6 protein-coding genes are annotated in these 14,404 nt (G+C 34.0%); all 6 read right to left on the bottom strand.

All coding sequences use genetic code 11. The annotated features are described in order from the left end of the window. Window positions 1–26: 26 nt before the first annotated feature. Genes pglZ through ACE1TG_RS13725 form a run of 6 tightly spaced genes read right to left on the bottom strand, consistent with a single transcriptional unit; the run spans window position 27 to window position 14,386 of the window. Window positions 27–2,522, bottom strand: coding sequence for a BREX-1 system phosphatase PglZ type A (pglZ, locus tag ACE1TG_RS13750; RefSeq protein WP_375053042.1), 2,496 nt, complete (start codon window positions 2,520–2,522; stop codon window positions 27–29). Between the two features lie 50 nt (window positions 2,523–2,572). Further along, window positions 2,573–6,064, bottom strand: a complete 3,492-nt coding sequence (gene pglX, locus ACE1TG_RS13745; RefSeq protein ID WP_375052970.1) for a BREX-1 system adenine-specific DNA-methyltransferase PglX — start codon at window positions 6,062–6,064, stop codon at window positions 2,573–2,575. 47 nt (window positions 6,065–6,111) lie between these two features. Beyond that, the gene (gene pglX / locus ACE1TG_RS13740; protein ID WP_375052969.1) at window positions 6,112–9,612 is read right to left on the bottom strand and encodes a BREX-1 system adenine-specific DNA-methyltransferase PglX; all 3,501 of its coding nucleotides are present in this window, start codon (window positions 9,610–9,612) and stop codon (window positions 6,112–6,114) included. Between the two features lie 47 nt (window positions 9,613–9,659). Next, entirely contained in the window at window positions 9,660–13,223 is a 3,564-nt protein-coding gene (brxC, locus tag ACE1TG_RS13735) for a BREX system P-loop protein BrxC (RefSeq protein WP_375052968.1), read from the bottom strand. Window positions 13,224–13,238: 15 nt separating this feature from the next. Then, window positions 13,239–13,787: a DUF1788 domain-containing protein gene (locus ACE1TG_RS13730; RefSeq protein WP_375052967.1), complete on the bottom strand. Its 549-nt coding sequence runs from the start codon at window positions 13,785–13,787 to the stop codon at window positions 13,239–13,241. Continuing rightward, complete coding sequence (locus ACE1TG_RS13725; RefSeq protein ID WP_375052966.1) at window positions 13,784–14,386, bottom strand: DUF1819 family protein; 603 nt, start codon at window positions 14,384–14,386, stop codon at window positions 13,784–13,786. Before ACE1TG_RS13725 ends, ACE1TG_RS13730 begins: the two co-directional genes overlap by 4 nt. Window positions 14,387–14,404: the final 18 nt, after the last annotated feature.

Raw genomic sequence — 14,404 nt, 5'->3', positions numbered from 1 at the left:
AATAACACCTTCTTTTTCTTCTCAACTTAATACAATGCTTCATATAAACGTAAAACAAATTCCTCTTCTAAATATGGTTCATAACCTTTTTTCGTCACTGTTTCGATTTTCAGCTTACATGTTTCGCCAATTTTATAATGTTTTTCAACTAAGTTGAATTCAACTTTTCTGTTACGTTCTCGGTTTTCACCTTTTAAGTCAAACACAAGTTCCACTTCATTCGAAATTCGTTCGTCACCTTGGTAAAAAGCTGCACGGACTTTACGTGACGTGTATTCATCAGAAACACTTTGTTCTTGGTAGAATGAAATCGGAACACGATAATTCGTAATGACCTTATTAATCATCGCTACGGCCAGGTTAACTGGTTGCGCCTTTTCTATACGTCGATATTCAATTAATGGAACAACGGCCTCTTGGGGTAATGCTCCCCCATGAATGAACTGGAGGCCTCCTCCGGTTTTGAATCTGTTTAGACTTTTTGCAAGAACGACTTCGGCATTTTTAAGTGGGCTCTGGCGCTCCGTTAACTTGATTGCTCCCTCTGGAACTGACAACTGATGACCAACCGCAAAACGACGACTGCCATCGATTACTTTGCCATCCACAGATGGAATTTTTCCATGTTCTTCAATTTGTTTAAATTGAAATAAGAAGCCATGATCTGCGGTTATAAAGATACGCTTTGCTTGAAGACGGGATAAGCGATCAACTGCATAATGTAAATCTTTAATCGTATTTTGAACAGCTTCATACGTTTCATGTTCCGTTTTGTTTGAGTCGCCATGTGCATCAATACGATCATGATATAAATAAACCAACCGTTTTCCTCTTAATAACTGCTCTGCTTCACTTGACTTCATATTTAACAAATCTTTTAATTTTAATGCTTCGGTCTGTGATTCTGCCGTTTTCAATATCTTAAGACGGTTATCCATTCCTTTAGTTGATTTTCCGTCAGCATAAACAACACCTTTTTCATCAACTTCGAGTTCACGATGAGGTAATAATGATGCCATGCCTAATTGCGTATAAGTAGGATAACTCGCTGCCATCGGTTCAATAGTTGATGTACCGTTCTCACGCTCCGATAACTGCTCATGAAGCTCATAACCCGCTTCATATCGTAATGCATCTGAGATAATCACAAAAACTCTGGTATTTTCTTTTTCTAGAATCGGACTGATTTTCTTGGCAAAAAATGTGCGTTGTGGCATTAATTTCGATACATAACCATCTTCTATTTTGAAATTCATCTCATCTGCAATTCGACGCAAATACTCATTTTCATACCAATTTGTTAAGCGGATCGCAATTTCTTCAAGCCTGTCTTTCGTATCAAGATGAGTAAAATGGTACATAAAATGACGATAGGCCTGATCAATTTCGTATAGATGTTTAGCATAACTCCCGTAATAATCGGTCTCTTGTTGCATTCGATTAACGACAGCTTTTAACTTCTCCATTCGTACAGCTTCGTATAATGTTTCATGTAGGGCTTTCAGTTTTCCTTTTGATCCCCAGTGTGTCCTTAGGCGCTGATCAATCAACGATAAACGGTCATCAACATTAATCGTTTGATGATAGAGTTCATCAATACACTTCTCAATTATAAGTGCATCGACCACAGGGAATGTTTCAACCGCCGAATAGTTCTCAATGTCTTGATTAACTAACTGATTCCTTACATGATAATGCTTTTCCCATTCTTTAATTTGTTCCTCTAGCATACTACGTTCACTGTGTTGTAGCCATTCTTCAACGAATAACGCACAAATATTAGGAGAAGACGATGCCCATTGAATGTCCCATTTTTCCAGTGAAAAATTGACACTTTGTTTAAAATGTTGATAAATTAATACATTTAATAGCTCGACTAGTGATTCTTCAGCACGTTCTAATGTCACACCAAAATACCGACCGATAATTTCAAACGTATGTTCTAAAGAAAAGTTACGCTTAATTTGCTTCAAGAAGTCATTGTCTTCCATATGGAAACCATTGATAAGTAGCTGGCGGGAAATAACCTTCATATCAGGTACAGATGCCTTGACTAATACAGCCAACATACCCAGTTCAAACTGGTAATCATCAGCTTCTTCAGGTAATAATCTACCCAACTTTCTTTTACGCTCTTGGCTATCGAAAAATAAAGGATATTGTTCCATTATTGGACGTAACACATGGTCAGATACTTTTAAGTCTTCAGATAAAATAGCTGTCTCATCTGCCTTAAATTCCGTACTGTAAGCTAAAATATCCAACAACATATTATCTTTATCATTTGGTCTATGTGCATCAGAATAAATTAGGAATGAATCGGTTGTGCGTTGAATTTCTAGTTCCACTTTTAACTGAAAAAAGTTCCGGTCAGTTAAATGTCTAACCTCAATATCACCTAACTGTGCTACTAGTTCATCTATACTCACCTGCTGCTGTGGATCATACCAAAAAACAACCGCTCGTTCTTTGTTGGCCTTCTCTTGTTGTATTTTATCCTGTAACTTTTCAATCACATTCATGTCTTTCACCTCGTTATGTAAAGAGAAAGAGGGAGGTCCCCTCTTTTCCGCTAGTTAATCTTAGCTAAAACTTTATCAAATTTGGTATAGTTGACTTTAACACCATCATCCAAGTCAATATCAATTTGTTCATTGGCATATGTTGCTAAATGTTTATCAAATTCTTGAAGTTCATCTATTTTCTTTTGATAATCTGTTTTGAATTTTTCCAAACTACGCCTATCCGTTGCCGATAAACTCGGATTAGCTAAACGAGTATCAATCATACTGATTTCGTTTTGATATTTTGACTGAATCTCTTGTAAGTGTTCAAAACGTATTGTCGCAATCGTATCTGGTTTGTAACGGTGCATATAGATGAGTGTACGTAACCCTTTTTGTTTACCAGAATCAACCAACCAGTAAATTGGACGTTTTTGATACGTTTTACAATGGTCCTTGAAGAATTCATCTAAGAAATAACGACGTAATCGTTCTTCAGATGATTCATTTTTCTTCATTGTTAACGATTCAGCTAACCACTGCATATTTTCTTCTACTGTGTCTTGGCTAAAGGCTACAGATAAAAACTCTCTTAAACGCGCAATAATATCGTTATCAAAATAATGATCATCCGTTAGTTGAATAAGACCTTCAGGGTTCGGCTTGAATGACTTATACTTCAAATCATCATACTCTCCACCAGCATAAGCGAGACCTTGTTGATTTAAGGAATAACGGCCTAAAACACAACCAATAAAATAAGACAAAAAGGATATTGTATCTCTCATACGTTCTGCTTTTCTTATAGTAATTTCTTTTACCTCAACATTCGAAGACACCTCATCATTAAGATCAAATAATTCGATAAAATATCTATTTAACCTTTCCTCATTTTCTTTAATTTGATTAAAGCGTGTTTCAGTTTCTTCGTTCCAACAATTAAATGAATCAATAAGGTATCTAGAATTCCTATCAAAATTTATTAACGGATGTTTTTTAAAAAACCAAGATGTCTCAAACGAATCCCAATCTAACTTTGAAATACTTATATTTTCATCTACCAATTGAGTAATAGATGGATATTGATTACCTTCAATATAAGGTTGCTGTGCCACTTCTCGAGGATTAAAGTGCATCGTACTCATTGTGAATTTAGCAAAGTGAGCAAATACTTTACTATTCATATAGCCTAATATAAATTTTAAATTATGGTCAGAGAATAACATCAAACCTACAGTTCCAAAAATAAATCCTTGCGGTGAATATCTCGCACTAAATGACCCACTAGTAATATCCGACCATGTTATCCCCTCTCTAAAGTAATAATTAGGATTACGTACTACACCTCTTCCATTTTTTCTAATACTTTCTCCATTATTAGCCCAATTAACTACTTCTAGTTGATTACCAAACCACTTTCTGAAAGGGCCTCCTTTATTATATGGAAACCATTTATATTTACTGTTATTATCATTATGATTTAAACCAAATCCTACTTTATTTATCTCAACTTCATACCATAAACGAACATATTTCTTATTATCTCCGGTGGAAACGCCAACTTTTGTTTCAGCAACATCACCTAACATTTTATTTCCACGAAATAACTTCCTTGTTTTATAGCTTGACCAGAAGGCAATAGGGGAACCAGGGATATCAGGAAAAGTGCTAGTATCATTGATATATCTGTAATTCACCTCAGAATTTTTAACGGCATCCTTTAATTTAATAGGTTGTAATTTTGTTCCTTTGAAATCAGCCAACCTAACAAACTCTCCTTTAGGTTGTTTCGTTTGATTTTGTATAACAAATGTGCAAATTGGAACAGTGGCTTCTTCAAATGCTGAATATTCAAGTTGAACGAAACTTGAAATTGTTGAATTATTAAGTATAAACTCACGTAACTTTTCATGTGAAGATAAAAACATCCAGGTATACGGTGTCATTAATGATGCATAACCAGAATGCTTTGTTTGATTCTTTGCATTGTATATGAATGCCGAAAATAAGTCAGTTTTATAATTTTTAAAATTAGTATTTATAAATTTTTTAAGAACTGAATTATACTTATTATGATAAGGTGGATTAGTCACAACCACATCATATTTTTGATATAACACATAGGCTTGTTTTAAAACAGGTAACAATTTTTCTTTTAATTCACTAGAATACGATTCATCTATTAAATCATGTTTGTCATTTCCTAAGTTATTAATTCGATAAATCCATTCTTCATAAGGAACCTCAATAGGATTAATCAATGACCCAAATTGTTTTCCACTATCGAACTGATTCAATAATTCCTCGACTAATAATTTTTCGGTTTTATTTTCAATAAAATATTCAATTGCTTCTTCCGATAAAGATAGATCAGCTTCAACTATTTCATAGACATTCAGCTTTGGACTTTTACCTTTTCGACTCAATCTCGAGATGAAACGTGGCTGTTTTTCAGCAGCTCTCATTAACAACGCAAAGTTCGCAATTTGTTGAGCCCGTTTATCAATATCTAAACCGTACAAGTTATTTTCTAAAATCAGCTGAGGTATCTCTCTAGTTGGATATCCCGCTTCTTCATACATGTCATATAACATATCAAAGGCATAAAGTAAGATATGTCCTGACCCACAAGCCGGATCCATGATTTTAAGTTCTTCTAATGAATCAAATTCTGGGTATAGATGATGATTTTCTTCGTGTTTTAAGTAGTACTCCCAATGCTGGGCCAATTGATTATTCTGATACTTCTCATCGTATAATTTCCCTAATGAGTTTTGTACCATATACTGTACAATCCATTTTGGTGTGAATAATTGCGTGACGACAGGCAGGTCTTCTTTTTTCACTGCATTGTTTCGTAGTCCTCCAACCTGCTCTTTCTTCTCTGACATGTAATATTGATAAAGCCAGCCTAACACTTCTACATTGTCTTTTCGGGAGCCATCTTCATATATTTGATAAAAGTTTCCATCAGACAAATCGTTAACCATTTTACGAATGATAGATTCCTGGTCTAATAAATAGTCAGGTAATAATAATTCGGTATAATCTTCAATTTTCTCAAATAAGAATGGTAGGAGTTTATTTAATGCATTACACTGTGCAATAAATAAGGTGCGATAAGCTTGTTCATTATCACCTTTTTGTAGCCATTCATTTATTTTTTCACGATCCACGTCCAAGTTCATTGTTTCATATTGAAGTGAAATATCAGGTTCATTTTTATCTGTACTACTCGATAATGCATTGACCCGATCAGGTAAATAGTTATTGACTTCCATATAACGAATCGCAATAATCCGGTTAAACCACGTGTATGCAACTTCCTCAATAAGCTGGTTATAACCCACCTGGTTCAAACGTTGTTGTAACGTATGAACAGCATGTTTCATCTCTATTGGGAATGGCTTTCCATTTACGATTAATTGTCCATAGGTTTCTTCAGTATTTACTTCTTGATTATCTTGGGTAATTCCATAATGTTCAGCTTTAAGTGACACTTTATCAATCAAGTCGCGTCTAGACTCTACAGCAAATTTCTTTAGTTCGACTTTATTCATTGTTTCACCCCTCATCTAAAAGGCAGATCACAGCACTTCCCTTTAAGTTATTTAATCTTTGATAGCACTTTATCAAATTTAGCATAGTTCAATTTAACCCCATCATCTAAGTCAATATCAATTTGTTCATTGGCATATGTAGCTAAATGCTTATCAAATTCTTGAAGTTCATCTAGCTTCTTTTGATAATATGTTTTCGCTTTTTCTAAGCCATGTCTATCCGTTGCCGATAAGCTTGGATTAGCTAAACGAGTATCAATCATACTAATTTCATTTTGATACTTCGACTGAATCTCTTGTAAATGTTCAAAACGAATCGTTGCCATCGTATCTGGTTGATAACGGTGCATATAGACAAGAGTTCGTAAACCTTTTTGTTTACCTGAATCAACTAACCAATAAATAGGCCGCTTTTGATAAGTTTTACAATGATCTGTGAAGAATTCATCTAAGAAGTATCGACGCAACCGCTCCTCCGGCGACTCATTTTTCTTCATTGTTAATGATTCAGCTAACCACTGCATATTTTCCTCTACTGTCTCCGGACTAAACGCTTCCGATAAAAAATCTCGTAAACGAACCATAATATCAATATCAAAGTAGTGGTCATCCGTTAATTGAATAAGCCCAATCTGATTAGGTTTAAATATTTTATACTTTGATTCATCAAATTCACCGCCTGCATAGGCCAGACCTTCTTTATCTAGGGAATAGCGACCTAAGACACATCCAATAAAGTAAGATAAGAATGATTTAGCATCTCTAGTACAATCAGCTTTTACAATCGTAATTTCATTGTCATCTACTTCTGAATACAGTTCTTCTTGTAAACCAAAATAACTAATAAATATTTCATTAATTTCTCTTTCATTATCTTTTAATTTATTGAATCTATTCATAGTTTCTTGATTCCAATTACCATAAGAGTCCGAAATTTTATTATTAATTTTATAAGTAATAAAAGGGTGACTCTTAAAGTCCCAAGAAGTTTCTAATGAATCCCAATCCAGTCTAGAAATATTAATATTTTCTTGTGTTAGTTTACTCACTTCGTACTTTAGATCTTTATTAAGAACTGGCATTGGCAAACTTGCAACATTACCCACTTGAAAGTTTAAAGTAGGGTTAACAAATGAAATAAAATAAGGTGAAACCTTACTAGCTAAATAACTTAATAAAATATTTCCATCCACTTCTGGGAACAGTGAAGACCCTCCGACATCAAATAAGAAACCTTTTGGGGTATAACGAATTCCAAAATTCGATGAACTTACAAATGACCAAGTTAATCCCTCTTTAAAATAATAATCCATATTTTGAGGCCTTGATTTTAATTTACCATCGTTTCCTTTAAAGTTCCTGATTTCATCACCATCATTATACCAATTCACTACGTACTCTTGGTTACCGTACCATTTTCTATAGGTACCACCTTTATTGTACGGGAACCACTTTTTGCAACTTAATTTTGATTCATGTCTACCAACACATTTATAACCAATTTTAGAATTATTTACTTCATACCATAAACGCAAAAACCTATCATTGTCACCGGTTTGAAGGCCCACTCTGGGTGTTGCAACATTTCCTAATTTATCTAATTCTTTGAAAATTTCTTTTACTCGTTCACTTGCCCAATAAGCAATCGGAGATCCAGGGATATTGTGGAAACTTTTTTGATAATTATACAATTTATTTTTTATTTGAGAAAAATTATCTTTTTTAGATTGTGAGTTGCTATAGTCCACTAATCTAACATAAGCGCTATTATAATTAGACTCTGTGATTTTTCGAAATGTTTGAGAGGAAGTTTGAACAACTTCACCACCTATATCCTCAAATGCCTTACTTCCTAAATGAACTAAATTTAAAATAGTATAATTACTTAACAAATACTTTCTTAAGTCTTCAAAACTTCTTAAAAACATCCAAGAATGTTGAGTTATAGAACTATTAATACCATAATCTTTAGTAAAAACATTAATTCTCTCAATAAACGTAGCATATAAATCAAAATTCGATTTTTTATAATGCTTCTTAACATAATCCTTAAGTGATTTATTCATCCCTCTGTTCCCCATATATGGTGGGTTTGTTATTACTACATCAAATTGAGAGGCTAATACTTGAGTCTGAACAAGGATTTTTTTCAGTACATCTAATTGATCATAAGCATTAGTCGTTTCTAATGAAATTTGAACCTCACCTATAGAATTTATGCGATTAAGATATTTTTTGAAATCAATATTAGGCGGCGTTAACATTGAGCCGAAGTTTTTAGCATCGTTATAAAAAATTATAATCGACTCAATTTCTTGTTCTTCTTGTGGATTATTAGCTATAAGGCTACATAATCCTTTTATTTCTAAATCATTTGATTCTTCAATTGCTAATATTTTCAGCTCCACACTTTGTCGCAAAATTCGTCTAGACTTCTCCCTTGCTTTCATCATTAGAGCAAATGATGACAATTGAGTGGCTCTCTCATCTATATCCAATCCGTACAAGTTATTTTCTAAGATTAATTTAGGAATATCTCTGCTTATGTAACCAGCTTCTTCATACATTTGATATAGTAAATCAAAAGCATAAACCAATATATGCCCAGAACCTACACAAGGGTCAATAATTGTAATTTCTTCTAGGTTTATTGATTTATATCTAATTTCCTCAAGTTTTGTATTCATTTCTTTTTTTTGTTCAGCAGGTTCTATATAATAATTAAGTGACTTTTTAATTTCTGAATTAGGATTAGCTTCTACCCATAACTGACCCAAAGAATTTTCAACCATATACTGGACAATCCACTTAGGTGTAAAAAATTGTGTAGCAGCAGGTATTTCGTTTTTCTCAGCTTTTTTATTTTTTCTTAATTTAGCAAAAACCTCATCTTTTGGCTCTGCATTATAATACTGGTACAACCATCCAATTACTTCTACCTCTTTAAAGCTATCATCTAATTCTTGATTAACTACTAGTTTAGAAATAATAAATTCACTGTCCAATAAATAATCTGGGAGAAGTAACTCTGTATAATCATTTATTTTTTCGAATAGTGTAGGCAAAACAGTATTCAAATTATTACATTGAGCAACAAATAATTTCCTATAAGCCTTTTCATTGTCGTTTTTCTGAAGCCATTTATTTATTTGTTGGTGATCCACATCTAAAACCATTGTTTCATATTGAAGTAAAATATCAGGTTCATTTTTACCTGTGCTACTAGATAATACGTTGACCCGATCAGGTAAATAGTTATTGACTTCCATATAACGAATTGCAATAATTCGGTTAAACCACGTATAAGCCACTTCTTCAATGAGTTGATCATAACCCACCTTATTCAAACGTTGTTGTAACGTATGAACAGCATGTTTCATTTCTATTGGGAAGGTCTTACCATTAACGATTAATTGTCCATAGTTTTCTTCAATATCTACTTCTTGATTATCTTCGGTAATTCCATATTGTTCAGCTTTAAGTGACACTTTATCAATTAAATCTCGTCTAGCTTCTACCGCAAATTTTTTTAGTTCGGCCTTATTCATTGTTTCACCCCTATATGTAGAGGAGCAGATTGTTCTCTGCCCCGTGTTTATGATTTTACAAAATAATGAGTTTGCAATTCTCTAATTAAGCTCTTCTTCAATGATTCTATAGCAAGCTCTAAATCTTCTTCAGATTCAATTATATTGACTTGACTAAAGAAGGAGTTATACAACTCTTGCTCTGTGATTGTTTTAGGTTCCCTTTTAACTGTGTCTGTATCTTCCCTTAATTCTTTTAGCATTTCACGTGCTTTTGATTTTGTTGAACCAACAATGTCGATAAGTTGTTGTTGATTGATTCGAGCACTAGAGATTCGTTCGCTTTCTTTAATCTTATCGTAAATTTGTTTTGCTTGTTCTTTTCTAGATTGAATATAATCTACAATCGTTTCATGTTGAGAATACTGGTCCAGTAATGCTTGGATTGCTTCAATTGATTTATCGGACTGAACTAATACGGCTTGTTTTTGTTTTTCGGTTTCTTCTTGTATGAGACTCTGAAGATCATTAGTTAGCTCTGGCAAACGGCTAATATCTTTTGTTGGTTCTTCCTGCAATAAAATTTGTTTCATGCGTTGAGCTATGTCTTCTAACTTTTCGTTGTGAATGATTTCTAAGTCATGTTGATGTTCTTTGAGTGCTTGCACGGCTTTGTCAAAATTGTTTATAGGGTTACCATTATAAAAACCTTGTAGTTTTTCTAAAACGTCGTACCATTCCTCAATATCATCTTCATACTGAATAAATGTTCTACAAAATTGTTCTGGATTTCGAATTGAAAGTAATTTTTGGGTATCATTTGCAACCCTATTAATATCCTTTTCACCCGGATATAAATAACCACTTGTTAGATCTTGTTGACGTCGTCTTTTTCTAATTTCTTCAATAGGATTTACAAATTCTTCTTTGACTCTTTCTCGTAAAATTTCCTCATAAGCTTCATAAGTGTCATGTGTTTGTGTAATAGAGAAGAAATCACGGACTAATGCAATCAAATCTTGTTTGACTTGGCTATCCATCTCTACGATTGGTAAGACTACAATACGATCTCGTTCAGATACTTTTTCCAATCGATCATAAAATTTGTTGGAGTTAGGGTTAAATGGCTCGCCTGCATACGTGAATCGTACTTTTCCAGCATTCATTAATCCCATTAATATAGCGATGGTATCTTGTTCTTCCCACCCGTAAGGAACTGCTTTGTATTTTTGCACAACTTGTTTTAACGTTCTTTGGTCATGTGAACGTTCCAACTCTTCAATAAAATGTTTCACTTCATCCATTGCGTTGTGGTTCAGATCACTGAACAAGCTCTGTTGACCTAAATTCTCAGCTACTTGTTCCCACTCATTTCTACTGTTTTTAAACGAAATGGGTTCTTCAATATAATGAAATTTCGTAAATGTACTTCGAATTAACATATTCATTGCATGGTCAACTTTACTTTGAAAATTGCCGCTAAAATCACGAAGTTGACCTTGAATATAAAATCCGGCATTCTCACAAGCTTTTGCTAATAGCTCTTCTGCCTTTTGCGAATATTCATCTACCTCAGCAAGCTTTGTCTCAAATATACGTTTTTGCTGCTGGGTCGTTGTACTAGATTGTTTACGACGCACATAACTATCGACTTGTTGGATATAGGCAAGTGCACTCTCAGCTTCTGCTACATTCTCTTTATCTAAAAGAATAATTAAATGACCTGAATTGGCCTGAAGTGCCGCCTCTGAATCAGTCATCCCTTCTGTAAACACTTGCATGGTTAACTCATGATTCATTTGACCTTTTACGTAGCTATCGAATCGTTTATTGTAATCAAAGTGTTTCGTCTGCTCATTATGTTTGTATTCATACTTCGGATGACGATACATGACATTGAAAAACAAGTTCCCAAGTCGTTCTTTAACCGCTGCTGAATTATACTCTTCTACACGAATTTCACGATTGATTTCTTGTTCTTCATCTGACAAGAAGGAATATGAACCATCCGCATGTTGTTCAATGAACATGGCTGTTTGCAGGCGATTTAATGATTCCTTGATTTTATATTCTAACGGCTGACGTTCATCATAAATGGTTTCAACCATTAGGGTCGCAATGTTACTAGGTGCTGATTTAATTTCATCGATCCCTTTGATTAAGTAAAGAACTTGAAGTACTTTTACATCATACTCTTTTAATCCCTCATCATTACGTGCTCGATCCTGAGCTCTTGCAATCGTACCTGTAATCGATGATTCTAGATAATCTCGAATAGAAGGATAAAATTCCGCCATAGTCACCATATTATCGACATTCTCATCAGCGTTTAGTTGCGCTGCCTCTTGGAAGGCTTTAAGCAATGAACGTTCACCACGAGATGTGTGTTGTCCTCCTTCACCTAGATTACGAATTTTTGTAAATATCATTTGAAGTAATTCAATCTGATAAGGGACAAATGGATAAAAGGATACAAACTCTTCTATGCTTCGATAGCCTGATCGAAGTTGTGTGTTCTTAGTATCAAAAGCGAGTCTGTTATGAATGAGCTTTCCTTCTTGGTCATGAATCGTTTTTAACGTTTCCTCTCCGACATCTTTCTTCTCTAAGAGACGTTTCTTGATGACTTCATCTGTATTGGCACTAGATAAGTTGATTTTTGTTTCAAAACGACCTTGGATTTTTGAGAAGTCTTTTGTACTATCAAGATCTGATACAGTTGATTCCAATTTTTCTTGTGAAGTCACAATGACCCATGCTTGACCTTGACTTAAATCACCTAATTTTTCAGTAATCGTTTGTAAGTTAAGCATTAAACTGGTGTTATTACCGATATATTGGCCGATTTCATCCGCTAGAAAAACTAAACGATAATCTGGGCCTTGTTTTTTACAATAATCAGCCACAAGTTCTGCAACACGTAAAGCATCTATCGAAAACCATTCTCTACTCATCGCAAAGAAGGTTTCAGCTGTGTCTTGGTCATAACCTACAGATTCTAATGCTTTAATGACTTTCTTTTTTCGTAATAATATCTTTAAACGGAACTCTTCCCAAGCTGTACCGTTTTGATCATAGATGGCTTGCTTAAATTCCTCGTACTTTCCATCTTCATCTAATTGACGTTCCATTTCTGCTACCCAAAGTGTATCTGAATAGCCAAGATGGTTATTAAACACTCTTAGGAATACTTCAATGATTCGTTCTTTTTCTGAATCCTTAGATGAAGATGTGGATCGTGAATCAATATTAAAAAGTAAAGCATCCGAATTTTTCTCTGACACTTGCCGCATCATACTTAGTAACTCTTCGTTGTCTGTTTTATCCTGGAAATAATCAGCTGGGGTTCTCTCTGCAATCGCCTGATTATGTAATAAGTAGGACAAGATTTTTAAGAAGTGTGATTTACCAGATCCGAAGAAACCAGAAATCCATACACCTACTTTAGTTGATGGTTGGTCATAAACAGCTAAATAATTACGGTAAAAACGATCTAAATAATGTTCACTTTCTTCTGTTAAGACATACTCATCTAGTTCCGTTTTGACTACATTCTCTTCCATTTGCTCCGCTTGAACAACGTTATTAATTGGCCGGAATATGTCTTTTTTAAATAAGTCTTTAATTTGCATATTTGTACCTCCCCTTTAAGATAAGCGCGATAATTGATAATCATCCTCATAATCAAGAATGTTAAATAGTTTCAGTCTTAACCCTGTAAATTCTCCTGGATAGAATAATACAATTGGTTTTTTATAGCCTTTACTTGATATAGCTTTTAATAACTGACTCGATCGCAGAAATGGGTGTGCAGTCCCTACTCCCGTAATAAATATCAAATCCGCTTCTTCCGTTGTATCCCTAAACTGTTGAATCATCGTATTACTTTCATTCAAGATTGGTTCGATAACATCATTTAAGCCACGTAACCCTTCTTCTTCTGCCACTTCATATAATTCTTCAAGTTCGTCTTCTTCAAAAAATGATAATAGAAATTCAAATAAATTCACTTCTTTGATGTTAATCTTAGTTCGCTTCAACATATTTTTTATATAGACACGAACTTGCAACTCATCTTCTGGTGGATAGTCCAAAACAAAGTGAGGAATATCACTCCCAATTCCTTTTGGTTGGGTGAATCCGTCCTGGTTAATTCTTTTTTCCATTTGTTCTAAACGCTCGTATGTCGACTTCATGACTCATTCACCTTTTCTAAAACTGAAAAAGAATATAACAGCGGAACGTTCTTTTCAGCGTATGTTTTTAAATCCTGATTTAGATGGATCGGTTTTATGATATATTTTGTCTGATCAACCTTCTCAAGCATTCTTGCTTCTAAATAAAACATCAGCAAAGAATTTATCAGGCGTTTAATGGTTTCAGGCCTCCAACCGTTAATCTTTTCACTGACATTGGCTTTATCTTCAAAGAAGTAATGAAAATCGTTACGATACAACAATTCCTGCTGTTCGTACTTATAAGCAATAATTTCCACATAAAATTCGAGTGGTATTCGGTAAACTTGAAGAAACGAATACAACGTTAATGCCTTTCGATCATAATCATTAGCTCTTAAGAAACCCTGTTTCAATTCATCTTCAAGGGCTGCTGCACGGTTGTACACCATATTAAATCTATTTTTAATGCTGAGAGGACTTCTCAATTGAAATAAATTTTTATCAGTAACTTCCTCCAATATTTCTTTTTTTGACTTATCTTGGAGCATAAGTTCAATAACTACTTCAATATCATTTTCTGACCATTTTTCTTTAGTAAACCCCGCTGAATATTCCATATACTCTATCAGCCTACC

Origin of the sequence: Virgibacillus sp. JSM 102003 (assembly GCF_041949995.1) — a bacterium.
Classification (GTDB): domain Bacteria; phylum Bacillota; class Bacilli; order Bacillales; family Amphibacillaceae; genus Lentibacillus.
Note: the sequence above shows the minus strand (reverse complement) of the source record. Positions and strands in the feature narration are given on the sequence as shown.